This is a genomic window from Acidovorax sp. Root219 (genome assembly GCF_001428665.1).
In the GTDB taxonomy this organism is placed as follows: domain Bacteria; phylum Pseudomonadota; class Gammaproteobacteria; order Burkholderiales; family Burkholderiaceae_C; genus Acidovorax.
On the sequence record NZ_LMIJ01000004.1, the window covers coordinates 63,877 to 89,537 of the forward strand.

General features: G+C 66.3%; 21 protein-coding genes. 6 read left to right on the plus strand and 15 right to left on the minus strand.

The window, feature by feature from the left end; translation table 11 throughout:
- Positions 1-103 precede the first annotated feature (103 nt).
- On the plus strand, positions 104-1,009 hold the full coding sequence (locus ASE28_RS04755) for a LysR family transcriptional regulator (protein ID WP_057265283.1): 906 nt from the start codon (positions 104-106) through the stop codon (positions 1,007-1,009).
- Here ASE28_RS04755 and nudB read toward each other — a convergent pair.
- From nudB to serA, 15 genes are all read right to left on the minus strand, one after another.
- Positions 984-1,472: a dihydroneopterin triphosphate diphosphatase gene (gene nudB / locus ASE28_RS04760; RefSeq protein ID WP_057265099.1), complete on the minus strand. Its 489-nt coding sequence runs from the start codon at positions 1,470-1,472 to the stop codon at positions 984-986. The two genes, ASE28_RS04755 and nudB, sit on opposite strands and share 26 nt — an antisense overlap.
- Positions 1,469-4,138 (minus strand): chemotaxis protein CheW, encoded by a 2,670-nt coding sequence (locus ASE28_RS04765; protein ID WP_235516043.1) that lies wholly within the window; start codon positions 4,136-4,138, stop codon positions 1,469-1,471. The genes nudB and ASE28_RS04765 overlap by 4 nt, the downstream gene beginning before the upstream one ends.
- A 225-nt stretch (positions 4,139-4,363) precedes the next feature.
- Complete coding sequence (locus ASE28_RS04770; protein WP_057265101.1) at positions 4,364-5,170, minus strand: CsgG/HfaB family protein; 807 nt, start codon at positions 5,168-5,170, stop codon at positions 4,364-4,366.
- 134 nt (positions 5,171-5,304) lie between these two features.
- The gene (gene aspS / locus ASE28_RS04775; RefSeq protein WP_057265103.1) at positions 5,305-7,119 is read right to left on the minus strand and encodes an aspartate--tRNA ligase; all 1,815 of its coding nucleotides are present in this window, start codon (positions 7,117-7,119) and stop codon (positions 5,305-5,307) included.
- Positions 7,120-7,163: 44 nt separating this feature from the next.
- Positions 7,164-7,787: a DUF502 domain-containing protein gene (locus ASE28_RS04780; RefSeq protein ID WP_057204902.1), complete on the minus strand. Its 624-nt coding sequence runs from the start codon at positions 7,785-7,787 to the stop codon at positions 7,164-7,166.
- A 10-nt stretch (positions 7,788-7,797) separates the two neighbouring features.
- On the minus strand, positions 7,798-8,145 hold the full coding sequence (locus ASE28_RS04785; RefSeq protein WP_057265287.1) for an FmdB family zinc ribbon protein: 348 nt from the start codon (positions 8,143-8,145) through the stop codon (positions 7,798-7,800).
- 119 nt (positions 8,146-8,264) lie between these two features.
- The gene (locus ASE28_RS04790; RefSeq protein ID WP_057265104.1) at positions 8,265-9,710 is read right to left on the minus strand and encodes a sodium:solute symporter family protein; all 1,446 of its coding nucleotides are present in this window, start codon (positions 9,708-9,710) and stop codon (positions 8,265-8,267) included.
- A gap of 42 nt (positions 9,711-9,752) precedes the next feature.
- Positions 9,753-11,336 (minus strand): ubiquinone biosynthesis regulatory protein kinase UbiB, encoded by a 1,584-nt coding sequence (gene ubiB / locus ASE28_RS04795; RefSeq protein ID WP_057204907.1) that lies wholly within the window; start codon positions 11,334-11,336, stop codon positions 9,753-9,755.
- Positions 11,333-11,962 (minus strand): SCP2 domain-containing protein, encoded by a 630-nt coding sequence (locus tag ASE28_RS04800; RefSeq protein ID WP_057265106.1) that lies wholly within the window; start codon positions 11,960-11,962, stop codon positions 11,333-11,335. The genes ubiB and ASE28_RS04800 overlap by 4 nt, the downstream gene beginning before the upstream one ends.
- A gap of 75 nt (positions 11,963-12,037) precedes the next feature.
- The gene (locus tag ASE28_RS04805; RefSeq protein ID WP_057265108.1) at positions 12,038-13,084 is read right to left on the minus strand and encodes a Tim44 domain-containing protein; all 1,047 of its coding nucleotides are present in this window, start codon (positions 13,082-13,084) and stop codon (positions 12,038-12,040) included.
- Between the two features lie 36 nt (positions 13,085-13,120).
- Complete coding sequence (gene ubiE, locus ASE28_RS04810; RefSeq protein ID WP_057265110.1) at positions 13,121-13,852, minus strand: bifunctional demethylmenaquinone methyltransferase/2-methoxy-6-polyprenyl-1,4-benzoquinol methylase UbiE; 732 nt, start codon at positions 13,850-13,852, stop codon at positions 13,121-13,123.
- A 215-nt stretch (positions 13,853-14,067) separates the two neighbouring features.
- Positions 14,068-14,493, minus strand: a complete 426-nt coding sequence (locus ASE28_RS04815; protein ID WP_057265289.1) for a gamma-butyrobetaine hydroxylase-like domain-containing protein — start codon at positions 14,491-14,493, stop codon at positions 14,068-14,070.
- A gap of 101 nt (positions 14,494-14,594) precedes the next feature.
- Positions 14,595-15,029: an HIT family protein gene (locus ASE28_RS04820; RefSeq protein ID WP_057265112.1), complete on the minus strand. Its 435-nt coding sequence runs from the start codon at positions 15,027-15,029 to the stop codon at positions 14,595-14,597.
- Positions 15,026-18,940, minus strand: coding sequence for an FAD/FMN-binding oxidoreductase (locus tag ASE28_RS04825; RefSeq protein WP_057265114.1), 3,915 nt, complete (start codon positions 18,938-18,940; stop codon positions 15,026-15,028). Before ASE28_RS04825 ends, ASE28_RS04820 begins: the two co-directional genes overlap by 4 nt.
- A 121-nt stretch (positions 18,941-19,061) precedes the next feature.
- Entirely contained in the window at positions 19,062-20,291 is a 1,230-nt protein-coding gene (gene serA, locus ASE28_RS04830; protein WP_057204923.1) for a phosphoglycerate dehydrogenase, read from the minus strand.
- Positions 20,292-20,592: 301 nt separating this feature from the next.
- On the opposite strand from serA, the gene ugpB reads away from it, so the two are divergent.
- The 5 genes from ugpB (at position 20,593) to ugpQ (ending at position 25,622) form a co-directional block, all read left to right on the plus strand.
- Positions 20,593-21,903 carry a sn-glycerol-3-phosphate ABC transporter substrate-binding protein UgpB gene (gene ugpB, locus ASE28_RS04835; protein WP_057265116.1) on the plus strand — a complete coding sequence of 437 codons (1,311 nt, stop codon included), beginning with the start codon at positions 20,593-20,595 and terminating at the stop codon, positions 21,901-21,903.
- 123 nt (positions 21,904-22,026) lie between these two features.
- Positions 22,027-22,908, plus strand: coding sequence for a sn-glycerol-3-phosphate ABC transporter permease UgpA (ugpA, locus tag ASE28_RS04840; protein ID WP_057265118.1), 882 nt, complete (start codon positions 22,027-22,029; stop codon positions 22,906-22,908).
- Between the two features lies 1 nt (position 22,909).
- The gene (ugpE, locus tag ASE28_RS04845) at positions 22,910-23,761 is read left to right on the plus strand and encodes a sn-glycerol-3-phosphate ABC transporter permease UgpE (protein ID WP_057265119.1); all 852 of its coding nucleotides are present in this window, start codon (positions 22,910-22,912) and stop codon (positions 23,759-23,761) included.
- A 77-nt stretch (positions 23,762-23,838) separates the two neighbouring features.
- Positions 23,839-24,849: a sn-glycerol-3-phosphate ABC transporter ATP-binding protein UgpC gene (ugpC, locus tag ASE28_RS04850; protein ID WP_057265121.1), complete on the plus strand. Its 1,011-nt coding sequence runs from the start codon at positions 23,839-23,841 to the stop codon at positions 24,847-24,849.
- 5 nt (positions 24,850-24,854) lie between these two features.
- Complete coding sequence (gene ugpQ / locus ASE28_RS04855) at positions 24,855-25,622, plus strand: glycerophosphodiester phosphodiesterase (protein WP_057265123.1); 768 nt, start codon at positions 24,855-24,857, stop codon at positions 25,620-25,622.
- The last annotated feature ends 39 nt before the right edge of the window (positions 25,623-25,661 follow it).

Genomic DNA, 25,661 nt, shown 5'->3' on the forward strand with positions numbered 1-25,661 from the left:
GGCGCGTTCTGCGCCTTGCCGCGAAGTATCTGCAGCGACCTTGCGGACCACAATCAATGCTTTCTTACGGATTGTGAAGGTGGTCTAATGAATGGCCATGGCCATCTCCCTGCCCCACTTCACGCCGCGCCAGCTCGAAGCCTTTGTCACCGTGGCCGAGATGCGCAGCTTCACGGCCACGGCGGACCGGCTGGCGCTCACGCCCTCGGCCGTGAGCCAGCTCGTGGGCGAGCTGGAGGATGCGCTCGGCTTCAAGCTCTTCGAGCGCAGCACGCGCCGCGTGGCCATCACCAGCGCCGGGCGCGAGTTCCTGGGCTCGGCCGAGTCGGTGCTCAAGCACCTGCGCATGGCGCAATCGGCCGCCAGCGACGTGCGCAACCGCGCGGCGGGCATCGTGCGCATTGCGGCGCCCCTGGTCGTGGCCAGCGTGATCCTGCCCCAGGCCATCAAGGCCTACCTGCAGGAGCGCCCCAAGGTGCGCATCCACATCCGCGACGTGCCGGTGGAAAAGCTGGTCGACGCCGTGGCCAGTGGCGATGCCGACCTGGCCCTGGGCCCGGACCGGGCCTGCGGCGACGACGTGGCGCGCACGCAGCTGTTTCAGAGCCCCTGGGTGCTGTGGTGCGCCCCTGTGCACCCGCTGGCGCGCCAGCGCAGCGTGACCTGGCACCAGTTGCATGCCCACCCGCTGGTGGCTGCCGGCCGCGACCACGAGCGCAGCGTGGCGCAGATGCACACCGGCCTGCCCAGCGAACAGCGCGTGACGCCGGTGGAGATCGTGGACAACATCTCCACCGCGCTGGGCCTGGCCGCCGCCGACGTGGCCGCCACGCTGGCGCCCGACTACGTGGGTGCGCTGGCCAAGCCCCTCGGGCTGGTGCGCCGGCGCATCCTGGCGCCCGAGGCCATGCGCTACGTGTGCCTGTACAGCCCCACGCAGCGCGCCACTTCGCCAGCGGCCGAGGGCTTTGCGGAGCACCTGGTCAAGGTGCTGCCCCAGCGCCGCTGAAGCGCGGGAGCAGCAGGCAGGCCTCGGCGTTGCTGGCAGAAAAGCAGCGCTCCGCCGCATCCCGCCAGGGCAGCCACTGCCAGGCCACGTGTTCGCGTGGGCTCAGCACCACGGGCGTGCCTGCAGGCACGCACAGGCCGAAGACGCGCTCGCGGTTGAGCACCACGCCCGGCGCATATCGGTGGCGCCACTGAGGCCAGATGTCGTAGACGTTCTCCAGGTACCAGTCGCTCAGCACGCAGCCGCTGGCCTGCACGTCGATGCCGGTTTCTTCCTGCACCTCGCGCGCCGCGGTGGCTTCCCAGGGTTCGTCCTCGCGGTCCTTGCTGCCGGTGACGGACTGCCAGTGCTCACCCCCGTCGGCACGGCGAATGAGCAGGACGTCGAGGGCTGGCGTATGCACCACGACCAGCACGGACTGCGGCAGCTTGAAAGGCCGCGCCCCAGCCTCCTGGCCACTCATGCAGCAGCCACGAGAGCGTCGACGTCGTGCGCAGGGCCGTCGGCCAGCGCGCCCATGGCGCACTGCAGCAGCCATTGCGGGGAGATGCGGCACAGCAAGCCGGGGGCCTGTTTGCCGCCAGCGGTGGGGACCGGGATCACGGCATCGATCAACGCAGTGCCCGCAGGCCCGGCGGCCATGCCCACAGGGCGCAGCTCCCGCCGGTCCAGGTCGAGCATGGCACCCAGTGCATCGACGCGCAGGACGAACTCACGCGTGCCGCCACCTTCCAGCGGCACACGCACCAGCACCATCTGGCGGTTGGGGTCGGCCGCACGCAGCACGGGCGCATCGCCCGGCCCCGCTGCCACCACGCTGCGCAGGTCCACCACAGAGTAGACGCGCTCGCCGATCTGCGCGAGCCCCAGGAAAGGAACGCGCGATCCCCCGCCATGGAGCACCGCCACGTCAGGGGCAGCCGTGACGACCTGGGCCGCCTCGACCCCCAGCCAGTGGGAGCCGATCAGGAAGGTCGCCATCTGCACCCGATGACCGGACTCCGCCCGTGCGGCGCCCGCATGCGCATTGACCATGGGCGCGGGAGGGGTTGCCAGGCGGCGCTCGCACAAGTGGCGCAGCACCAGGCAGCCGAGGCCATGGTCGTAGCCATCGCTGGTGCGGAACTCACGGTAGCCCTGGCCGCGCGCCTGGCCCATGCCGTACAGATGGCCGCCGAGCGCAGCCGTGCGTCCGCCCTGGCGGCTGGTGGCGATGGCCTCGGGTGCCTGCAGAACCGCCGCGTCACCGCTGGCGCGCACCATGCGGTCCTGCGCATCGACGAAGGCCAGCGTGTCGCGCGCGCCCGTGCCCACGGCGCAGTCATCCAGGATGGACTGGAGCTGGTTGGCCGCATCCCAGACGATGGCGATGCCGCCAAGCACCGGTCCACCCGCACTGCGGCCCATCCCGTCGCCGACGTCGGCCCGCACAGCTGCGGCATACACGAAGGTGGGACCCTCGGCGTAGAAGCGGCTGGCCTCGTAGCGGCTCACGGTGTAGGCCTGGCTACCCTGCAGGCGCAGGCAGCGCTGCGCCCAGTCCTCGTCCAGCCGGGTGCCCACCTGGTGGGCCTGCCCCGGTTGCGAGACGGCGACGACCCGGCCATCGGTGCCGAACAGCACCAGGCAGGCATACACCGTGTACAGGCTGTTGATCTCCGCCAGCACCGCCGTGGCCTGGCTGCAGCCCTGGGTGCCTGCGGCGAGGGTGCGGGCGAACTGCGGGGTAAGCGCCCACCAGCGGCAGTCGTTGGCCCGCTCGTAGAGGTTGCGGTCCAGGATCTGCATGGCCAGTGCGGCGCGGCCCTGGGCGTCGCGCAGCAGGGAGCGCAGCACCACGCTGTAGAGGTCTTGCAGGGCACTGGCAAAGGCCTGCGCGGTCTTGCGCGCGGTGGCACCGATCTCGGACAGCAGCGTCTTGGCAAACAACAGCTCACGCGGGGCCGCTGCATCCCGGCCACCACCACCGCCATCGCCCGCATCGCCGATCTGGTTGAGCTCCAGCAGCCCATTCCAGACCGAGCGCTCCAGCGCCGACTGGATGGCGGCCGAGCGCCGCGGAATCTCGCGCAGTTCCTGCGACAGCAGCTGTGCCTGGCCCGACAGCTCGTTGGCCAGCGCACTGCGCTCGTCGTGCGAGGCCTCGTCGAAAGCAATGTCCAGCGGCAGCAGCGCCACGCCGCGCCAGCCCGGACCCTGGTAGCCCTGAAAGCCCTGGGTATCGCGCACGGCCATCAGGTAGCGCCGGCTGGCATGGCGCACCGCATGCACCCCAGCGCTGCACGCCTGGGGCAACAGCCAGCCGGCCGGCAGCTGCAGCGGGTCGCCCGACATGAGCACGCGCCCCGAGGCATCGACCAGGGCCAGCACCACATCACTGCCTTGCAGGGTGCCCTGTGCGTCCTCTTGCTGCACCGAGTCGAAGATGGCCGGCATCTCATCAGCCAGCTTGAACTCCAGGCACAGCACGCCCACGATGCGCCCGCCCGAGTGCACACGCCGGGCATAGACCAGGGTTTCGGCCCCGGTGCCGCAAAAGCCATGCATGGCATGGTGCTCGACATAGCCCGCATCGCTTTGCAGCACCGAACGCAGGAAGGCGGCGTCGGCATCCACCTGGTCGAGCCCGCCCACCGGGCTCACGGCACGCAGGCTGGCACAGGGCTGCAGGTCGGTATCGAAAAGGAAGATATTGCCGTAGACCGTGTACTTGCTGGCGTACTCGGCCAGGCGCGCCTCGATCAGTGGGCGCAGGGACGGGTCCGGGTCGGCGAGGTACTCGGCCACACCCACGTCGGTGGCAAAGAAACCGATGTCGGCCGTGCGCTCGAACAGGTTGCGCACCAGCACGTCGATGCACACCTGGGCGCGGGCGGCCAGGTCTTCGGTGCGGTTTTTCAGGGCCTCGCTGACCAGGCCCTGCATCAGATCGCTGGAGAGGGCCGCGAAGTCCCTGCGCGCCTGGGCCAGGTCACCGCCCGATGAGGCCTTGGACGACAGCAGCGACAGAGAGGACAGCAACGAGAGCTGGTCCCAGGCAGTTTCGACCAGGCGCAGCTCCTGGCGCTGGTGCTGGGCGGACGGCATGTAGCGCAGCCACTGTTCGGAGGAATTCGGGGAGGATTGCACGGGAAAAGTCCTTTGCGCGATGGGCCCGGTGACACTGCATTGTGCGGCGGGGCCTGCGGCCCTCCAACTAGCATATTGCATGCCTTTTGCAAATATATTGCCCAGCTTGGCGCAAGGCTGACGGCAGGGACTCCGCAGCATGCGGCGAGACCTCTTGCTTCGGGGCACGCCAAGACGATCTGTCCAGGGCCCGGATAGATCGTCAACAGGCCCATGGGCCCGAGGTCAGGGCTTTGACTTGGTCGCCACGGGTGGCGGCAGTTCCTTGGCCTGCAACTGCTGTACCTGGGTCACAAGCTTGTTGTGCGCATCAAGGAAGGCAGCGGCGATGACCTTGCCTTCATTGGTGTTGCTCCAGCCGGCGCCGCCGGCCCCGCCCATGCGCCCCCAGAGCAGGCCCGCCGCGCCCAGGTCGGTGGTGCGCGCGGCGCCGGTGGCAGCGGCCACCTGCTCGGTGGTCTCGTTGTCGGTGAGCAGGAGCGCGGTCTGCGCCTCCTTGAACTTGACCTGCTCGGCCAGGCCCACCAGACCCGCGATGTCGCGCAGCACGGGGATCATGGCGATCACGCCGGCGATGCTGCGGCCCGCGTCCTGCTCGCTGAAGGTCAGGCTCGGCGTCAGCGTGTACTGCGCCTCGTAGCCCTTGCCCTTGGCCACGGTGGAGTTCTTGCGCAGGATGCCTGCGTCCTTGAGCTCCTGCTCCTGCACCGTGCCGCGCAGTCCGGCCGCGCGGTCGACGATGCGAAAGCAGCCGCTCTGCTGGGCGATCAGGCGGATCAGCGGCACGGGCGATGCCGGCAGCTGGTAGCTGCTGGAGACGGTGTAGCCGTTGGGGTTCTCGGCCAGGGCCAGCGTGGCCACGGGCTGGGTGCACTGCGTGAGCTCCTTGGCGGCATCCTTGGCGCCCGCAGGCCCGGCGGAGCCGGACACGACCGAGCCGCCCTGGCCCAGTTCGGTCTTCTTTTCACCACAGCCGGCCAGCAGCAGGGCCACGAGCAGCAGGGCCAGGGGGGCTTTCACGGAAGAGCGCATGGGGAACCTCGACTCGATTCGAAAGGGGGAAGGGCACCGTAGGCATGGGCCATGAAAAAAGCGGCACCGGCCAATGGCCGCTACCGCTTCTTATCAGAGATACCCAGTCATGGGAGTGACGGGTTGAACCCGGCTCAGGCCGCCTTGACGGCGTCCACGTTGCGCAGGCGGATGTGCAGCTCGCGCAGCTGCTTTTCGTCCACGGGCGATGGGGCCTGCGTGAGCAGGCACTGGGCGCGCTGGGTCTTGGGGAAGGCGATCACGTCGCGGATCGACTCGGCGCCGGTCATCAGCGTCACGATGCGGTCCAGGCCGAAGGCCAGGCCACCGTGCGGGGGCGCGCCGTACTGCAGCGCGTCCAGCAGGAAGCCGAACTTCTCCTGGGCTTCCTCGGGCGAGATCTTCAGGGCGTCGAACACCTTCTGCTGCACGTCGGCGCGGTGGATACGGACCGAGCCGCCACCCATTTCCCAGCCGTTGAGCACCATGTCGTAGCCCTTGGAAATGCACTTCTCGGGCGCCGTGACCATCCAGTCTTCATGGCCATCCTTGGGGCTGGTGAAGGGGTGGTGCACCGAATTCCAGCGCTGGTTGTCCTCGTCGAACTCGAACATCGGGAAGTCCACCACCCACAGCGGTGCCCAGCGGTCTTCGAACAGGCCGTTCTTCTTGCCGAACTCGCTGTGGCCGACCTTGATGCGCAGGGCGCCGATGGCGTCGTTGACGATCTTTTCCTTGTCGGCACCGAAGAAGACCAGGTCGCCGTCCTGCGCGCCCGTGCGCTTGAGGACTTCTGCGATCGCAGCATCGTGGATGTTCTTGACGATGGGGCTTTGCAGGCCATCACGGCCCTTGGACAGGTCGTTGACCTTGACCCAGGCCAAGCCCTTGGCGCCGTAGATCTTGACGAACTCGGTGTAGGCGTCGATCTCGCCGCGCGACAGGCCCGTGCCTTCCTTGGCACCACCGGGCACGCGCAGGGCGACCACACGGCCGCCCTTCATGTTCGCCGCGCCGGAGAAGACCTTGAAGTCCACGTCCTTCATGGCGTCGGTCAGGTCGGTGAATTCGAGCTTCACGCGCAGGTCAGGCTTGTCCGAGCCGAAGCGATAGGCCGCGTCCTGGTAGGTCATGACCGGGAACTCGCCCAGGTCCACGCCCAGCGTGTTCTGGAACACCGTCTTGATCATGCCCTGGAACATGTCGCGGATGTCCTGCTCTTCCATGAACGAGGTTTCGATATCGATCTGGGTGAACTCGGGCTGGCGGTCGGCACGCAGGTCTTCGTCGCGAAAGCACTTGGTGATCTGGTAGTAGCGGTCGAAGCCGGCCACCATCAACAGCTGCTTGAACAGCTGGGGCGACTGGGGCAGTGCAAAGAAGTGGCCGTCGTGCACGCGGCTTGGCACCAGGTAGTCGCGCGCGCCTTCGGGCGTGCTCTTGGTGAGCATGGGGGTCTCGATGTCCACGAAGCCGTTGGCGTCGAGGAACTTGCGCACTTCCATGGTCACCCGGTAGCGCAGCATCAGGTTGTTCTGCATGTACGGGCGGCGCAGGTCCAGCACGCGGTGCGTGAGGCGCGTGGTTTCGCTCAGGTTTTCTTCGTCGATCTGGAACGGAGGCGTGACCGAGGGGTTGAGCACGTTGAGCTCATGGCACAGCACTTCGATCTGGCCGGTCTTGAGCTTGTCGTTGGTGGTGCCGCCAGGACGGGCCCGCACGACGCCCTTGACCTGCACACAGAACTCGTTGCGCACGTCTTCGGCGATCTTGAACATCTCCGCGCGGTCCGGGTCGCACACCACCTGCACATAGCCTTCGCGGTCGCGCAGGTCGATGAAGATCACGCCACCGTGGTCGCGGCGGCGGTTCACCCAGCCAGACAGGGTGACGGTTTGGCCCAACAGGGCTTCGGTCACAAGACCGCAATAGTGGGAACGCATGGCCATGGCAGAACTTCCGGCGCCCCTCGGGCGCATTGAGAGAGAAAGGGTTACTTGGGAGGCAGCTGGATGGTCGGGTCGACCGGGGCCACCACGCCCATCGAAACAATGTACTTGAGCGCCGAGTCCACGCTCATGTCGAGCTCGACGCAGTCGCTCTTGCGCAGCATCACGAAATAGCCGCCCGTGGGGTTCGGGGTGGTGGGCACGTACACGCTCACGAATTCATCGCGCAGGTAGGCCGCAATCTCGCCATTGGGCGCACCGGTGACGAAGGCAACCGTCCAGACGCCTTCGCGCGGCCACTGCACCAGCACCGCCTTGCGGAACGCGTTGCCGTTTTCGGCGAACAGGGTGTCGGAGACCTGCTTGACGCTGGAGTAGATCGAGCGCACCACCGGGATGCGGTGCACCAGGGCATCGCCCCACTGCACCAGCTTGCGGCCGGCAAAATTGCTGGCCACCGCGCCCACCACCAGCAGGATCACCAGGGTCAGCACCACGCCGAAGCCCGGCACGTGCACGCCCAGCACCTTGTCCGGGTGCCAGTTCTCCGGCAGGATCTGCAGGGTCTGGTCCAGCGTGCTGACGATCCAGTGCAGCACCCACGCGGTGATGACACCGGGCACGATGACCAGCAGACCGGTGAACAACCATTTGCGCAAGGAAGGCATCCGCTGAGACTCAGGTTTTGGAGGTAGAGCCCGTGCTGGCGCTAGGAGCGCTGGCAGGAGGGGTGGATTCCTTCTTGGAGGCGGCGTCCGTGCTGGCGGCCGCTGGCGCCGCTGCGGGGGCATCGCCGCCCTTGGCATCGGCAGCGGGTGCCGCCGCAGGCGCGCCGGCTGTGTTTCCACCGCGAAAATCCGTCACGTACCAGCCTGAACCCTTGAGCTGGAAGCCCGCAGCGGTGACCTGCTTGGAGAACGCCTCGGCGCCGCACGCCGGGCACACCGAGAGTGGTGCGTCGGAGAGTTTTTGCAGCACGTCCTTGGCATGGCCACAGGAACTGCATTTGTAGGCGTAGATAGGCATGTCGGGCGTGTCGTTGAAGGCAAAGTGCAAAACCTTCAATTATAGGCGTGCAGGCAGGCGCACCCCACTTCTCCCCGTGCATGCGGGGTCTGCGGGGGCTTTGGCCCGCCTGCGCCGGCTTATTCCACGCCCACCAGGCGGTGGTGCCCGGCGTGGCGGTTGGCCAGCAGCTGCGGCAGCAGCGAGCCCAGCACCATGCCCACGACGGCGGCCAGCAGGCCGGCGAGCTGGGCCGGGAACACTTCACCCCAAGGGGTGTTGAGCAGCAGCAGCCAGATGCCCATGCCCAGCACGATGGCGAAGACGGCGCCCTGCGTGGTGGCGCGCTTCCAGTACAGACCCGCCACCAGCGGCACGAAAGCCCCCACCAGCGGCACCTGGTAGGCACCCGAGACCAGCTCGTAGATGGACGTGCCCTGCATGCGGATCGCATAGGCCAGCACGCAGCCGCTGAACACCAGGGTGGTGATGCGCATGGTGCGCAGGTGCTCCTTGTCCGTCATCGTGGGGCGGAACTGGCGCCAGATGTTCTCGGTGAAGGTGACGCTGGGCGCCAGCAGGGTGGCCGAGGCGGTGGACTTGAGCGCCGAGAGCAGCGCGCCGAAGAACAGCACCTGCATGATGAAGGGCATCTTGGCCATCACCAGCGTGGGCAGCACCTTCTGCGGGTCTTCCTTGAGCAGCGCCGCCGTCTCGCCGGGCATGATGATCAGCGCGCTGGCCACCAGAAACATGGGCACGAAGGCGAACAGGATGTAGCAGATGCCGCCGATGACCGGGCCGCGCGTGGCGGCTTTGACGTTGTTGGCCGACATCACGCGCTGGAACACGTCCTGCTGCGGAATGGAGCCGAACATCATGGTGAGGCCCGCCGCGATGAAGAACACCACGTCGTGGAACTTGGGCTCGGGCAGGAAGCGAAACAGTTCGCGGTTCGAGGCGAACTCGATCACCTTGTCGGCCCCGCCGGCCATGTTGCCCGCGAACACCGCGATGATGGCCAGGCCCACGACCAGGATGATCATCTGGATGAAGTCCGTGACCGCCACCGACCACATGCCGCCGAACAGCGTGTAGGCCAGGATGGACACCACGCCGATGGTCATGCCCATGGGGATGCTGATGGCGTCACCCGACAGCAGGTTGAACACCAGCCCCAGCGCCGTGACCTGCGCCGAGACCCAGCCCAGGTAACTGAGCATGATGATCAGCGAGCAGACGACTTCCACCAGGCGGCCATAGCGCTCGCGGTAGTAATCGCTGATGGTGAGCAGCGTCATGCGGTAGAGCTTGCCCGCGAAGAACAGGCCCACCAGGATCAGGCAGAAGCCCGCGCCGAAGGGGTCTTCGACCACGTTCCCGAGCCCCCCCTCGATGAACTTGGCCGGGATGCCCAGCACCGTTTCCGAGCCGAACCACGTGGCGAACGTGGTAGTGATGATCATGTACAGCGGCAGGTGCCGCCCGGCAATGGCGAAATCCGCCGCGTTCTTCACGCGCCGGGCCGCCACGAGGCCGATGGCAATGGTGATCAACAGATAGACAATGACCAGGGTCAACAGCACGGCATGCTCCTCGATGTCGCGAAGGGGTGGGGGAAGTGGAACCTAAAAAATCCGGAAGCGGAAAAGCACTTGCAACTGCTGTACCAGCACCAGGGCCAGCAAGCCCAGCACGAAGCCTGCGCCCGTGTAGATGATGGCGTGCAGCAGGCGGTTGGTGCGCTTTTGCTCCGCCATCAGCTCCAGCAGTTCACGCCGATGGTCCTGGGGCTTGTGGCGCAGGTAGTCGTGCAGCAGGCGCGGCAGCTCGGGCAGCATTTTGGCAAAGTGCGGCCCCTCGGCCTGGATTTCGCGCCACAGGCGCTGCGGCCCCATCTGGTCGAGCATCCATTTTTCAAGAAAGGGCTTGGCGGTGCTCCACAGGTCCAGTTCCGGGTCGAGCTGGCGGCCCAGGCCCTCGATGTTGAGCAGCGTCTTTTGCAGCAGCACCAGTTGCGGCTGGATCTCGACGTGAAAGCGGCGCGAGGTCTGGAACAGGCGCATCAGCACCATGCCCAGTGAAATCTCCTTGAGCGGCCGGTCGAAGTAGGGCTCGCAGACGGTGCGGATCGCCGATTCGAGGTCGTTCACCCGCGTGTCCGGCGGCACCCAGCCGCTCTCGATGTGCAGCTCGGCCACGCGCTTGTAGTCGCGCCGGAAGAAGGCCGTGAAGTTCTGCGCCAGGTACTCCTTGTCGAACTCGGTGAGCGTGCCCACGATGCCGAAGTCCAGCGAGATGTAGCGCCCGAAGGTGGCTGCATCCAGGCTCACCTGGATGTTGCCCGGGTGCATGTCGGCATGGAAGAAGCCGTCGCGGAACACCTGGGTGAAGAAGATGGTGACGCCGTCACGCGCCAGCTTGGGGATGTCCACCCCCGCATCACGCAGCCGCTCGATCTGGTTGATGGGCACGCCGTTCATGCGCTGCATCACCATCACCTCGGCATGGCAGAAGTCCCAGAAGATCTCGGGGATCAGCACCAGGTCCAGGCCCGACATGTTGCGCCGCAGCTGCGCCGCATTGGCCGCTTCGCGCACCAGGTCCAACTCGTCGTGCAGGTAATTGTCGAACTCGGCGACCACCTCGCGGGGCTTCAGGCGCTTGCCGTCGGCAGAGAGGCTCTCCACCCAGCCGGCCATCATGCGCATCAGCGCCAGGTCTTTTTCGATCACCGGCAGCATGCCCGGGCGCAGCACCTTCACGGCCACTTCGCGTTCGATGCCGTGGCGGTCGCGCAGCGTGGCAAAGTGCACCTGGGCGATGGAGGCACTGGCCACCGGTGTGCGGTCGAAAAAGGTGAAGACCTCGTCCACCGGGCGGCGGAAGGCGCGCTCGATGGTGGCAATGGCGATGTCGGAATGGAACGGCGGCACGCGGTCTTGCAGCAGCGCCAGCTCGTCGGCGATGTCCGCCGGCAGCAGGTCGCGGCGGGTGGACAGTACCTGGCCGAACTTGACGAAGATGGGGCCCAGGCGCTCCAGCGCCTCGCGCAGGCGCTGGCCACGCGGGGCATCCAGGTTGCGCCCGATGGAGACGACGCGGGACACCAGGCGCAGCCACGGCTTCTGGAAGCTGTCGAGCACCAGCCCGTCCAGCCCATAGCGGAACACCACCCAGAGGATGGCCACACCCCGGAGAAAACGCTTCATGGACCGGTCCGGTCAGCGCCAGGGCTGTTGCTGCTGCCTGCTGGGGCTGGGGTCACGGGGGCCGCAGGCGCCGGGTACGCGGCGGTGGAGCTGCCATCGGCTGGCGGCACGCGCGAGCCCACGAACTGGCGCAACGCCTGCGCGGCCTTGCGGGCCACTTCGCTGATGGTGTGCGCAGGCGCATCACCCACCACGCGCGAGAGGTCCTCTTCCAGGTCCCAGCGCACGTTGTCCACCAGCCAGTTGATCTCGGCGGCCAGCTGCACGTCGCCCTCGATGCGGATGGCGGGTTTGTCGCCACGCAGCGCCACCTGGGCCAGCGCCAGGGGCGAGGTCTCGGTCACTTCGAGCTGCAGGTCGGGCGTGGCGCCTTCGGCGGCCAGGTTCAGCAGGCCTGCCGGCGTGATCACCAGCGCCATGGAGAACGCACGCCACTGCACGCGTGCCACGCGCCCGCGCTGGCGCACCAGGCGGTCCATGGCTTCCTTCTCCTGCATGAGCACATGGTTCAGGAACAGCACCAGCCGCTGCTGCACCTCGTGCACGAGCCATTGCGGCGGTTGCGGGCCGGCGGCCAGCCGTTCAAAGAGGCCATCCAGGAACGAAAAAGGGGACTGTGTTGCCATAGTCCCCGATTATTCCCTGAACTCGGCCCAAAACATGGGTTTTGGACCGATCCGGGGTGATTTACAAAGCCGTGCTCACTGCAGGGCCTGCACGCCGGCCACGAGCCAGCCGCTGGCGCCACTGCGGGACTTGGTCATGTTCCACACTTCGCGGAAGGGGCTTGGGCCTGCCGAGGGCTCTTCGCGGATCATGCCCGAGAACTCCACGCTGGCCATGTAGCCATCGTCCAGCTCCTCGATGCCCAGCAGTTGCGCGTCGATCATCACCACGTCGGTGTGGTTGGGCTCGGCACCGCGGTGCGTCTCGCGCTCGGCCAGCTGCGAGCGGATCTCCTCGAGCATGCTATCGGTCATCATGGAGCGCAGGGTGGTGATGTCCGAGCGGTCCCACGCGGCCTGCAAGGTCACGAAGTTGCGCTTGGCTGCAGCCAGGAAACCGGGCGTATCGAAGCCCTCGGGCACACCCCAGTTCTGCGAACCCGACAAAGCCGAGCCGGCCGCACCTGCTGCAGCGCCGGTCAGTCCGGAGCCGATCACCGTGCCCGCGCCGGTGGCGCCGGCTTGGGCGCGTGCTGCATCAAAGGCCATGCTGTTGCGCTCCCAGGGACGGGCCGATGCATCGTTGCCGACATTGTTGGGGCTGTACTGCGCAGGCACCTGGGCCGCAGCCGGCGTGGCTGCACCGGCACCCTGGAAGGCGAAGGGCGAACCACCAGCCGCTGCACCACCCTGGTTGCCAGCGCCGTTGCGCGAGCGCATGACCATCTTGAAGATGGCGAAGGCCGCGACGGCCAGCAGCAGGATCATCAGGATGTTGCCGAAGCCTGCGCCCAGGCCCAGCGAGCTGGCCAGCCAGGCCAGGCCCAGGCCCGCAGCCAGGCCGCCGAGCATGGCACCCCAGGGCTTCTTGGGGGCTGCAGCGGCAGGCGCGGCAGCGGGCGCGGCTGGCTTGGCCGCATTGTTGGCGTTTTGCGCGGGGCCGCCGGGTGCCGCAGATTCGCGCTGCGTCACGTTGCTGGACTGCTTGCCCACGGAGTTGCCGCCACCCAGGCGGCGGGCGTCGGCATCCGCATGCGCGAACGCCAGCATTGCCACCAGAACCACAGACCACAGTTTCATCATGTCATCTCCATCTTGTATACGGCTGAACTTTGCTGCTCAGCACTTGATTCCAACATGCAAGGCCACTATGCCGCCAGTCATGTTGTGATAGTCCACATGCCCAAAGCCAGTTTGCTGCATGAGGCTTTTGAGCTCTTCCTGGCCCGGGTGCATGCGAATGGACTCGGCCAGGTAGCGGTAGCTCGAGTCATCGCCAGCCACCAGCTTGCCCAGTTGCGGCAGCACCTTGAAGGAGTACCAGTCGTAGGCCTTGGTGAGCGGCTTGGCCACCTTGGAGAATTCGAGCACCAGGAGCTTGCCGCCGGGCTTGAGCACGCGGCACATTTCCTTGAGCGCAACATCCTTGTGCGTCATGTTGCGCAAACCAAACGCCACGCTCACCACGTCGAACTGGGCATCGGGAAACGGCAGCTTCTCGGCATCGCAGACCAGGGTGGGCAGCACCACACCCGCGTCGATCAGGCGGTCGCGCCCGGTGCGCAGCATGGCCTCGTTGATGTCGGTGTGCACCACGCGGCCGGTGCTGCCGACCTTCTTCGAAAACGCCAGGGCCAGGTCGCCCGTGCCGCCCGCAATGTCCAGCACCTGGCTGCCCTCGCGCAGGTTGGCCACCATCACGGTGTAGGCTTTCCAGGCGCGGTGCAGGCCCGCCGACATGAGGTCGTTCATGACGTCGTACTTGGACGCGACGGAGTCGAACACACCGCGCACGTGGCGCGCTTTTTCCTGCTCGTCGACGGACTGGAAACCGAAATGGGTGGTGCTCATGGGATTCATGCTAGGCGCGTGGGCGCCCAAGGTACAGCGACAACCCCGCACTGAAACGGGGCATCTGCCGCAAGGGTTTTGAAGACGGCAACATCAAAAGGCAGGCGAAGCCTGTCCATGCGTACCGGGTTCGCTATCTTAAGCAGAGCAGGCAAGCCAGGGTTTCTGGCGCGACAGTGGTGCGCGCGGGCCACACTGGCCACGCCCTGACAAGGTCAGTGGCTGCTGCAGGCGCTGCCGCCGTGCTCGTGGCCCTTGGGGGCCATGGGCGCATCGCGGTCCACCCCGGCATCGGCCAGCCGGCTTTCGTACTGTGCCCACAGCGCGGCCTCCTGCTGGCCCAGCTCGTACAGGTATTCCCAGGTGAAGATGCCCGTGTCATGCCCGTCCGAGAAAGTGGGTTTGACGGCGTAGTTGCCGATGGGCTCCAGGCCTTCGAGGGCCACGTCGCGCTTGCCGGTCTGCAGCACCTCCTGGCCGGGCCCGTGGCCCTTCACCTCGGCCGAAGGCGAGTACACGCGCATCAGCTCGAAGGGGATGCGGAATGCCGCGCCGTCCGAGAACACCACTTCGAGCACCCGCGACTTGCCATGCACCGTGAGCGCCTGGGGCGTGGGCGAACCCGCTTTCAAACCTGCCATGGATATCCACCTGTGAAAAACGGCCTTGGCGACGACCGCCAGGCCGGCCTGCATTGTCCCACCCGCAGGCTGCACAGCGTGCAACCCGCTGGGCTGCGCGGTTACTGCAGCGCCTGCAGCGCCGTCACCATGGCGGCCTCGGCCGCCGGCAGGCGCGCACGCAGCGCGGCTTCCTCGTCCGCTGGGCCGGGCCGCTGGGCCGCAGCCCACACCGGTGCCGGGAAATGGCTGTCCCAGGCAAAGCGGGCGATCACGTGCCAGTGCAGGTGCGGCACCATGTTGCCCAGGGCCGCCAGATTGACCTTGGTGGGCGCCAGGTGCTGGCGCAATGCCTGCTCCACGGCCGTGACGGCCTCCATGCAGTGCACGCGGTAGGCGGCCGGCAGATCGGAGAACTCGGCCGCATGGGCATTCCACACCACGCGGTAGAAGGCCGGAAAGCCGACTTCGTCCGCGCGGATCACGCGCACGCGCGTGCCGCGCCAGACCAGTGTGCCGCCATCGGCGGCGCACAGGGGGCAAATCCCCTGGCTCATACCAGAACCCGCTCGATGCCGCCCTGGTTGGCGCGTTCGACGTACTCGGGCATCCAGTTCTCGCCCAGGATCTCGCGTGCCATCTCGACCACGATGTAGTCGGCTTCGAGCAGGCCGTTGTTCAGGTCGTCCTGGTAGCGGTTCAGGCCCTGCAGGCAGCTCGGGCAGCTGGTGAGTATCTTCACGTTGTCCTTCTCGCCCACGGCGCCGCTGGCACGCAGGGTGGCCTCGCCCTTCTTGATCTCTTCTTCCTTGCGAAAGCGCACCTGGGTGGAGATGTCGGGGCGCGTCACGCCCAGCGTGCCCGATTCACCGCAGCAGCGCTCGCTCTTGAGCACCTGCTCGCCCACCAACGCCTTCACGGTCTTCAGGGCGTCCTGCTGCTTCATGGGGTTGTGGCAGGGCTCGTGGTAGAGGTAGGCGCCCTTGCCCTGCAGGGTGATGCCCTTTTCCAGCAGGTACTCGTGGATGTCGATGATGCGGCTGCCCGGGAAGATCTTGTCGAACTCGTAGCCCTGCAGCTGGTCGTAGCAGGTGCCGCAGCTGACCACCACGGTCTTGATATCGAGGTAGTTGAGCGTGTTGGCCACGCGGTGGAAGAGCACCCGGTTGTCGGTGATCATCTTCTCGGCCTTGTCGAACTGGCCGCTGCCGCGCTGCGGGTAGCCGCAGCACAGGTAGCCCGGGGGCAGCACGGTCTGCACGCCCGCATGCCAGAGCATGGCCTGCGTGGCCAGGCCGACCTGGCTGAACAGGCGCTCCGACCCGCAACCGGGGAAGTAGAACACGGCCTCGGCCTCGGCCGTGGTGGCCTTCGGGTTGCGGATGATGGGAACGTAGTCCTTGTCCTCGATGTCCAGCAGCGCACGCGCGGTGCGCTTGGGCAGGCCGCCGGGCAGCTTCTTGTTGATGAAGTGGACCACCTGCTCCTTGACCGGCGCGGTGCCCACGGTGGCCGGTGGCTTGGCGGTCTGCTTGCGGCCCACCTTGCGCAGCAGCTCGACGGCCATGCGCTGCGCCTTGAAGCCCACGCCGACCATGGCCGAACGCATGAACTTGATGGTCTCGGGGTTGGTGGCGTTGAGCATGGTCATCGCCAGCGCGTTGCCGGGGCGGAAGGTCTTCTTGCCCATCTTGCGCAGCAGGTTGCGCATGTTCATGGTGACGTCGCCGAAGTCGATCTTCACCGGGCAGGGGCTCTCGCACTTGTGGCAGACCGTGCAGTGGTCGGCCACGTCCTCGAACTCCTGCCAGTGCTTGATGCTCACGCCGCGGCGGGTCTGCTCCTCGTACAGGAAGGCCTCGACCAGCAGCGAGGTGGCCAGGATCTTGTTGCGCGGGCTGTACAGCAGGTTGGCGCGCGGCACGTGCGTGGCGCACACGGGCTTGCACTTGCCGCAGCGCAGGCAGTCCTTGACGGAATCAGCGATGGCGCCGATGTCGCTCTGCTGCATGATCAGCGACTCGTGTCCCATGAGGCCGAAGCTCGGCGTGTAGGCGTTGGTCAGGTCGGCGTGCAGCAGCGCCGGGTCGCGTGCCTGGCCGCCGGGGGTGGCGTCCATGGCCAGTACCGGCGCGGCATCGCGCAGCAGCTTGCCCTTGTTGAAGCGGCCCTCGGGGTCCACGCGCTGCTTGTATTCGGCGAAGGGGCGCAGCTCCTCGTCGGTCAGAAATTCGAGCTTGGTGATGCCGATGCCATGCTCGCCCGAGATCACGCCGTCCAGGCTGCGCGCCAGCACCATGATGCGCTCCACCGCGCGGTGCGCAGTCTGCAGCATCTCGTAGTCGTCGCTGTTGACCGGCAGGTTGGTGTGCACATTGCCGTCACCGGCATGCATGTGCAGGGCCACCCAGACGCGGCCCTTGAGCACGCGCTTGTGGATGGCCGTGGCCTCGTCGAGGATGGGCTTGAAAGCCGCGCCCGCGAAGATGCCCGAGAGAGGGGCGCGCAACTGGGTCTTCCAGCTCGCGCGCAGGGTGTGGTCCTGCAATTGGGGAAACAGGCTGTCCACGTTCTGCAGCCAGGTGGCCCACAGCGTGCGCACCTCGGCCACCAGGGCGATGGCCTGGGCCACGCGGTCCTCGAGCAGTTCGGCCGAGGGGATCTCGTTGGCGTCGTCCTGCTTGCCGAGGGGCAGGTTGCCGCGCTCGAAGAAGTCGGTGAACGCATCGCACAGCTTGATCTTGTTGCGCAGCGACAGCTCGATGTTGATGCGCTCGATGCCGTCGGTGTACTCGGCCATGCGCGGCAGCGGGATCACCACGTCTTCGTTGATCTTGAAGGCGTTGGTGTGGCGGCTGATGGCCGCCGTGCGCTTGCGGTCGAGCCAGAATTTCTTGCGCGCCTCGGGGCTGATGGCGATGAAGCCCTCGCCGTTGCGCGAGTTGGCGATGCGCACCACCTCGCTGGTCACGCGCGCCACCTCGTCGGCGTTGTCGCCCGCGATGTCGCCGATCAGCACCATCTTGGGCAAACCACCGTTGCCCTTCTTGCTCTTGGTGGCGTAGCCCACGGCCTTGAGGTAGCGGTCGTCCAGGTGTTCCAGGCCTGCCAGCAGCACGCCGGAGCGCTTTTGCTCGGCGAACATGTAGTCCTTGATCTCAACGATGCTGGGCACCGCATCCTTGGCGTTGCCGAAGAACTCCATGCACACGGTGCGCGTGTGCTCGGGCATGCGGTGCACCACCCAGCGCGCGCTGGTGATCAGGCCGTCGCAACCCTCTTTCTGGATACCGGGCAGGCCCGAGAGGAACTTGTCCGTCACGTCCTTGCCCAGGCCTTCCTTGCGGAAGGTCTTGCCCGGAATGGCCAGGCGCTCGGTGCGCACCGGCGTCTTGCCGTCGGCCTCGAAATACTGCAGCTCGAAGGTGGCGGTCTCCACGTCATGGATCTTGCCCATGTTGTGGTCCATGCGGGTCACTTCGAGCCACTGGGCCTCGGGCGTCACCATGCGCCAGCTGGCCAGGTTGTCCAGGGCAGTACCCCAGAGCACGGCCTTCTTGCCGCCGGCGTTCATGGCGATGTTGCCGCCGATGCACGAAGCCTCGGCGCTGGTCGGGTCCACTGCGAAGACAAAGCCCGCGCGCTCGGCCGCATCGGCCACGCGCTGGGTGACCACGCCGGCCTCGGTCCAGACGGTGCCCACCTCGCTGTCCATGCCCGGCAGGCGGCGCATTTCCACCTCGGTCATGGCTTCGAGCTTCTCGGTGTTGATGACCACGCTCTTCCAGGTCAGCGGGATGGCGCCGCCGGTGTAGCCGGTGCCGCCCCCGCGCGGGATGATGGTCAGGCCGAGCTCGATGCAGCCCTTGACCAGCAGGGCCATCTCGACCTCGGTGTCGGGTACCAGCACCACGAACGGGTATTCGACGCGCCAGTCGGTGGCGTCGGTCACGTGGCTCACGCGCGAGAGCCCGTCGAACTTGATGTTGTCCTTGGCCGTCAGGCGCCCCAGCGTGCGCTGGATGCGCCGGCGCAGCTCGGTGGCCTGCACGAAGGTGGCGTTGAACGCGGCCACGGCCTTGCCTGCGGCCTGCACCAGCTCGCCCACCAGGCGGTCACGCCCGGCGTCGTCGCCCGGGGTGCGGCGCTTGTCGATCTCGGCCAGGCGGTGCTGCAGGGCCTCCACCAGCTGCTTGCGCCGGCCGGGGTTGTCCAGCAGGTCGTCCTGCAGGTAGGGGTTGCGCTGCACCACCCAGATGTCGCCCAGCACCTCGTAGAGCATGCGGGCGGATCGCCCGGTGCGCCGTTCCTTGCGCAGTTGATCGAGAACCTCCCAGGCCGGGGACCCCAGCAGGCGAATCACGATCTCCCGGTCGGAGAACGAGGTGTAGTTATAGGGGATCTCGCGCAGACGCACAGGCTCGGCGGCCTGCGTCTGCAAGGCAGCCAACGCTATCGGAACATTCATGGGGGTCTACCTGGGGTGGGCGCTGCGCGCCCATGAGCCTCGGGGGCGTGATTTTACGCCAGAGGCCCGGCGGGCGCAGGGCGGGCCCCTGCCCCACCCCGCGCACCCCCTCAGGCGCCGTTCAGAACAGCACCCGGCTGCGCAGCGTGCCGGTGACGCCAGCCAGCTTGTCCAGCGCCAGGTCGGACGAGGCGGCATCGATGTCGATCACCACGTAGCCGACCTTCTCGTTGGTCTGCAGGTACTGGGCCGAGATGTTGATCTGGTTGTCCGAGAAGATGCGGTTGATTTCGGACAGCACGCCCGGCACATTGCGGTGGATGTGCAGCAGGCGGTGCTTGCCGGGGTGGGCGGGCAGCGCCACCTCGGGGAAGTTGACCGACGAGGTGCTGGTGCCGTTGTCGCTGTATTTCACGAGTTTTTCGGCCACTTCGAGGCCGATGTTGGCCTGCGCCTCCATGGTGGAGCCGCCCACGTGCGGGGTCAGGATCACGTTGTCCAGCCCGCGCAGGGGCGACAGGAACTCGTCCTTGTTGGTGCGCGGCTCCACGGGGAAGACGTCGATGGCGGCGCCCAGCAGCTTGCGCGACTTGAGCGCCTCGGCCAGCGGCTCGATCTCGACCACCGTGCCGCGCGCAGCATTGATCAGGATGCCGCCCTGCTTCATGGCGGCGATCTCGGCGGCGCCGATCATCCATTGCGTGGAAGGCAGCTCGGGCACGTGCAGGGTCACGATGTCGCTTTGCGCCAGCAGGTCATGCAGCTTGTGCACCTGGCGCGCATTGCCCAGGGGCAGCTTGTTGACCACGTCGAAGAAGGCCACGTGCATGCCCAGGGCCTCGGCCAGTACCGACAGCTGCGTGCCGATGGAGCCGTAGCCGACGATGCCCAGGGTCTTGCCGCGGATCTCGTAGGCGTTGTCGGCCGACTTGAGCCAGCCGCCACGGTGCGCCACGGCGTTCTTCTCGGGCACGCCGCGCAGCAGCAGGATGGCTTCGGCCAGCACCAGCTCGGCCACGGAGCGGGTGTTGGAATACGGGGCGTTGAATACGGCGATGCCGCGCTCGCGCGCTGCATCGAGGTCCACTTGGTTGGTGCCTATGCAAAAGCACCCCACGGCCACGAGCTTGCTGGCCTTGGCAAAGACTTCCTCGGTCAGTTGCGTGCGCGAGCGGATGCCCAGAAAGTGCACGTCGGCGATCTTGGCCTTCAACTCCTCGTCGGACAGGGCCCCGGAGATGGTTTCAATCTGGGTATAGCCTGCGGAGCGCAGCACGTCCACCGCGGACGGGTGGATGCCTTCGAGCAGCAGGAATTTGATCTTGTTCTTGTCCAGAGAGTTGTTGGCCATGGCAGTTGGTGGTTGCGTATGAAATCGGAACAGGTCAGGGCATGCGGCCGCGCACCGGATGTGTGCAGCGCATGCACCCACTATGCACCAAGGATGGTGCAATGCACAAAACCTTGCAGGGCTCCGTGAATGGCAAAATGCTGTCACAAAAGCGTCACAATTGGACACATTGCACCTGGTGCAAGGGGATTTCCCCAGTTGTGACCACTACAGTGCTGTGCGACAACGACACATCACTGTCACAAGGGCTGCCTAGCATCCGCCCTTTGTGCATTTCGCCATCCCCGGAAGGAAACCATCCATGCAACTCAAGCACCTAGCACTGTCTGCTGCCATCGCCCTGTCCGTCTGCGCCCCTGCGCAGGCCCAACAAGTAGAAATCCAGTGGTGGCACTCGATGAGCGCCGCCCTGGGTGACTGGGTGAACGACCTGGCCAAGCAGTACAACGCCAGCCAGACCAAGTACAAGGTCGTCCCCACGTACAAGGGCACGTATGACGAATCGATGACCGGTGCGGTCGCGGCCTTCCGTGCGGGCAATGCCCCCCACATCATCCAGGTGTTCGAAGTGGGCACCGCCACCATGATGGCCAGCAAGGGCGCCATCGTGCCTGCGGCCAAGGTGCTCAACGACGGCGGCTTCAAGTTCGACCCCACCCAGTACGTGTCGGCCGTGGCCGGCTACTACACGGCGCCCAATGGCCAGATGCTGAGCTACCCGCTCAACAGCTCCACCACCATCTTCTACTACAACAAGGACGCCTTCAAGAAGGCCGGCCTGGACGCCGACAAGCCGCCCAAGACCTGGCCCGAAGTGTTCGCCGCCGCCTCCAAGCTCAAGGCCAGCGGCCACAGCTGCCCGTTCACTACCAGCTGGATCAGCTGGACCCAGCTCGAGAGCTTCTCGCTGTGGCACAACACGCTGTTCGCGTCCAAGAACAACGGTTTCGACGGCAACGACGCCCAGCTGCAGATCAACACGCCGCTGCATGTGCGCCACTTCGAGAACCTGGCCAAGGCATCCAAGGACGGCAGCTTCGTCTACAAGGGCCGTGCCAACGCGCCAGACGCATCCTTCCCATCGGGTGAGTGCGCCATGATCACCGGTTCGTCGGGTCTGTACGCCCGCGTGGCCAAAGAAGCCAAGTTTGCCTATGGCATCGCTCCCCTGCCTTACTACGACGACGTGAAGGGCGCGCCCCAGAACACCGCCATCGGCGGTGCCAGCCTGTGGGTGATGTCTGGCAAGAAGGCCGAGGAGTACAAGGGCGTGGCCGACTTCCTGAACTTCCTGAACGACACCAAGGTGCAGGCCGCCAGCCACCAGCGCACCGGCTACCTGCCCGTGACCACGGCAGCCTACAAGCTGACCGAAGCCTCCGGTTTCTATGAAAAGAACCCCGGCACCGACGTGGCCGTGACGCAGATGATCCGCAAGGCCACCGACAAGTCGCGCGGCATCCGTTTGGGCAATTTCGTGCAGATCCGCACCATCATCGACGAGGAAACCGAACAGATCTGGTCCGGCAAGAAGTCCCCCAAGGAAGCCCTGGACGCCGCAACCACCCGCGGTAACGAGCAACTGGTGCGCTTCGCACGCGCCAACAAGTAAGCGCTCTCCGAGCGCTCATGGCAGCAGCCCCGGCACACCGGCCGGAGCGCTGCCGAAAGCCCGCCTCCCGCGCAAACCGACCCGGTTTGCTGGGTGGCGGGTTGTCTTTTTGAGAGTCTGGACATGGAAAAACGCGTTCTCTTCCGCTCAGCGTGGCTGCCGTGGGTGCTTCTGGCACCCCAGTTGGTCATCATCAGCGTCTTCTTCTTCTGGCCGGCCGGCCAGGCCCTGGTGCAGTCGTTCCAGGTGCAGGACACCTTCGGTTTCTCCAACGAGTGGGTGGGCTTCGACAACTTCAAGGCCCTGTTCCAGGACGAGGGTTACCTGGCCTCGTTCAAGACCACGGCGTTTTTCTCCATTCTGGTGGCGGTCAGCGGCATCAGCCTGTCCCTGATCCTGGCCATCTTTGCGGACCGCATTGTCAAGGGCGCCCTGGCCTACAAGACCGCGCTGCTGCTGCCCTATGCCGTGGCCCCGGCCGTGGCCGGCGTGCTGTGGATGTTCATGTTCTCGCCCTCGCTCGGCGTGGTGTCGTACATGCTGCGCCAGTCGGGCTTCAACTGGAACCACATGCTCAACTCCGACCACGCCATGGCGCTGATCGTGGTCGCAGCCGTGTGGAAGCAGATCTCCTACAACTTCCTGTTCTTCCTGGCGGGCCTGCAGTCCATCCCCAAGTCGCTGATCGAAGCCGCTGCCATCGATGGGGCCGGCCCCTGGCGCCGGTTCTGGAGCATCCAGTTCCCGCTGCTCTCGCCCACCACGTTCTTCCTGCTGGTGATCAACGTGGTCTACGCCTTCTTCGATACCTTCGCCATCGTGGACTCGACCACGCAGGGCGGCCCGGGGCGCGATACCTCGATCCTGGTCTACAAGGTGTATTACGACGGCTTCAAGGCCATGGACATGGGCGGCTCGGCAGCGCAGTCGGTGGTGCTGATGTTCATCGTCGTCACGCTCACCGTGATCCAGTTCCGCTACGTGGAAAAGAAAGTGCAGTATTGAGATGGTTGAACGCAGTCCTTACCTGAAACTCTTCTCGCACCTGATCATGGTGCTGGGGGTGATCATCGTCGGCTTCCCGCTGTACCTGGCGTTCGTGGCCTCCACGCACACGGCCCAGGACATCGTGCAGGCGCCCATGCCCCTGCTGCCCGGCAGCAACTTCTGGCAGACCTACCACGACACGCTGTTCGGCGGCGGCGCGGGCGCGGGCTCCACCGCACCCGTGGCGCGCATGATGTGGGTGAGCTTCGTCACCGCCATCGTGATCACCGTGGGCAAGATCGCGATCTCGCTGCTCTCGGCCTTCGCCATCGTGTACTTCCGCTTTCCCTTCAAGGGCATCTGCTTTTGGCTGATCTTCATCACGCTGATGCTGCCGGTGGAAGTGCGCATCGGGCCCACCTACCAGGTGGTGTCCAACCTGGGCATGCTCAACAGCTACGCGGGCCTGACGGTGCCGCTGATCGCCTCGGCCACGGCCACCTTCCTGTTCCGCCAGTTCTTCCTCACGGTGCCCGACGAGCTGGTGGAGGCCGCGCGCGTGGACGGCGCCGGCCCCATGCGCTTCTTCAAGGACATCCTGGTGCCGCTGTCGCGCACCTCGATCGCCGCGCTGTTCGTGATCCAGTTCATCTACGGCTGGAACCAGTACCTGTGGCCGCTGCTGGTGACCACCTCGGAAGACATGTACCCCGTGGTGATCGGCATCAAGCGCATGATCGCCGGCGGCGACACCGGCAATGAGTGGAACATCGTGATGGCCACGGCCCTGCTGGCCATGCTGCCGCCCGCGCTGGTGGTGGTGTTCATGCAGCGCTGGTTCGTCAAGGGCCTGGTCGATACCGAAAAGTAAGCGACACCCCGCAACCCAATGACCGTGGCGGCCACCCATCCGTGCCGCCCAGACACAACCCAGATCCCAAAGTTGTTATGGCATCCATCTCCCTTCGCAATATCGTCAAGCGCTACGGCACCGGCCCCAAGGCCAACCAGGTCATCCATGGCGTGAACGCCGAGGTCAAGGACGGCGAGTTCGTCGTCATCGTCGGCCCTTCGGGCTGCGGCAAATCCACCCTGCTGCGCATGGTGGCGGGCCTCGAAGAAATCTCCGGCGGCGAGCTGCGCATCGGCGACCGCGTCGTGAACGACCTGGAACCCGCCCAGCGCGACATCGCCATGGTGTTCCAGAACTATGCGCTCTACCCGCACATGACGAACTTCGAGAACATGGCCTATGGCCTGAAGATCGCCAAGGTGCCCAAGGATGAGATCAAGGCGCGCGTGGACAAGGCCGCCAAGATCCTGGAACTCGGTCACCTGCTCGAGCGCAAGCCGCGCGAGCTCTCGGGCGGCCAGCGCCAGCGCGTGGCCATGGGCCGTGCCATCGTGCGCCAGCCCCAGGTGTTCCTGTTCGACGAGCCGCTGTCCAACCTGGACGCCAAGCTGCGCGCCCAGACCCGCCTGGAGATCCAGAAGCTGCACCGCGAGCTGGGCATCACCAGCCTGTTCGTGACTCACGACCAGGTCGAGGCCATGACCCTGGCCGAGCGCATGATCGTGATGAACGCCGGCAACATGGAGCAGTTCGGCACCCCCGAAGAGGTCTACCACACGCCCGCCTCGACCTTCGTTGCCAGCTTCATCGGCTCGCCGCCGATGAACCTGCTCAAGATTGCGCCGAGCGGCAAGCCCGGCACCATTCTGGGCATCCGCCCCGAACACCTGGACGTGCGCAGCGAGGGCTGGGAAGTCACGGTGGAAACGGTGGAACTGCTGGGCGCCGAGCGCCTGATCTACGGCCGCGTACACGGCGAGCAGCTCATCGTGCGCGTGGAAGAAGGCACGCATTCGCCAGCCCCCAACGCGGTCATCCACGTCGTGCCGCGCGCTGACCGCCTGCACGCCTTCGACGCCACCACGGGCAAGCGCATTCCGGACTGAACTGCATGAGTGACGCGCAAACCGAGGCCAGCCTGGCCACTGCCTGGCCCTACCCGCGCTGGATCGCGCACCGCGGCGCGGGCAAGCTCGCGCCCGAGAACACCCTGGCAGCGTTTCGCCTCGGGGCCCAGCATGGCTACCGCATGTTCGAATGCGACGCCAAGCTCAGCCGCGACGGCGTGCCCTTTCTGATGCACGACGCCACGCTGCAGCGCACGACCAATGGCCAGGGCACCGGCGGCGACCTGGACTGGAGCGCCCTGTCCCAGCTCGACGCCGGTGGCTGGCATTCGCGCGCCCATGCGGGTGAGCCCCTGCCTACCCTGGAGGCCCTGGCGCGCTACTGCATCGCGAATGCCTACTTGCTGAACATCGAGATCAAGCCCACGCCCGGACTGGAAGAGACCACCGGCCGCGTGGTGGCCGAGACCGCCGCCCGCCTGTGGCAGGGCCAGGCCGTGCCGCCGCTGCTATCGTCCTTTCAGCCGGCCGCGCTGGCGGGCGCACGTGCCACGGCACCGCATCTGCCGCGCGCACTGCTGGTCGACGTGCACCGCCAGGGCTTCGTAGACGAAGCCCACGGCCTGGGCTGCGTGGCCATCGTCTGCAACCACGCGCTGTGGGATGCCGCGCTGGTGGCCACCGTGCATGGCCAGGGTATGCGCACGCTGAGCTACACCGTGAACGACCCCTGGGCTGCGCAGCGCCTGATCGCTCTGGGCACGGACGGCATCATCACCGACCGGGTCGATCTGTTCAGCCCCGCGGGCTGAACAGGTGTTCCGGCCTTGCTGGGGCTGGAACACACTCTC

Bases quoted from the DNA above. Each gene is read 5' to 3' on its own strand.
- ASE28_RS04825 (WP_057265114.1), bottom strand. From the start codon at position 18,940: ATGAATGTTCCGATAGCGTTGGCTGCCTTGCAGACGCAGGCCGCCGAG.
- ASE28_RS04780 (WP_057204902.1), bottom strand. From the start codon at position 7,787: ATGCCTTCCTTGCGCAAATGGTTGTTCACCGGTCTGCTGGTCATCGTG.
- ugpB (WP_057265116.1), top strand. From the start codon at position 20,593: ATGCAACTCAAGCACCTAGCACTGTCTGCTGCCATCGCCCTGTCCGTC.
- ugpQ (WP_057265123.1), top strand. From the start codon at position 24,855: ATGAGTGACGCGCAAACCGAGGCCAGCCTGGCCACTGCCTGGCCCTAC.
- ASE28_RS04820 (WP_057265112.1), bottom strand. From the start codon at position 15,029: ATGAGCCAGGGGATTTGCCCCCTGTGCGCCGCCGATGGCGGCACACTG.
- aspS (WP_057265103.1), bottom strand. From the start codon at position 7,119: ATGGCCATGCGTTCCCACTATTGCGGTCTTGTGACCGAAGCCCTGTTG.
- serA (WP_057204923.1), bottom strand. From the start codon at position 20,291: ATGGCCAACAACTCTCTGGACAAGAACAAGATCAAATTCCTGCTGCTC.
- nudB (WP_057265099.1), bottom strand. From the start codon at position 1,472: ATGAGTGGCCAGGAGGCTGGGGCGCGGCCTTTCAAGCTGCCGCAGTCC.
- ugpA (WP_057265118.1), top strand. From the start codon at position 22,027: ATGGAAAAACGCGTTCTCTTCCGCTCAGCGTGGCTGCCGTGGGTGCTT.
- ugpE (WP_057265119.1), top strand. From the start codon at position 22,910: ATGGTTGAACGCAGTCCTTACCTGAAACTCTTCTCGCACCTGATCATG.
- ubiE (WP_057265110.1), bottom strand. From the start codon at position 13,852: ATGAGCACCACCCATTTCGGTTTCCAGTCCGTCGACGAGCAGGAAAAA.
- ASE28_RS04805 (WP_057265108.1), bottom strand. From the start codon at position 13,084: ATGATGAAACTGTGGTCTGTGGTTCTGGTGGCAATGCTGGCGTTCGCG.
- ASE28_RS04800 (WP_057265106.1), bottom strand. From the start codon at position 11,962: ATGGCAACACAGTCCCCTTTTTCGTTCCTGGATGGCCTCTTTGAACGG.
- ubiB (WP_057204907.1), bottom strand. From the start codon at position 11,336: ATGAAGCGTTTTCTCCGGGGTGTGGCCATCCTCTGGGTGGTGTTCCGC.
- ugpC (WP_057265121.1), top strand. From the start codon at position 23,839: ATGGCATCCATCTCCCTTCGCAATATCGTCAAGCGCTACGGCACCGGC.
- ASE28_RS04815 (WP_057265289.1), bottom strand. From the start codon at position 14,493: ATGGCAGGTTTGAAAGCGGGTTCGCCCACGCCCCAGGCGCTCACGGTG.
- ASE28_RS04770 (WP_057265101.1), bottom strand. From the start codon at position 5,170: ATGCGCTCTTCCGTGAAAGCCCCCCTGGCCCTGCTGCTCGTGGCCCTG.
- ASE28_RS04785 (WP_057265287.1), bottom strand. From the start codon at position 8,145: ATGCCTATCTACGCCTACAAATGCAGTTCCTGTGGCCATGCCAAGGAC.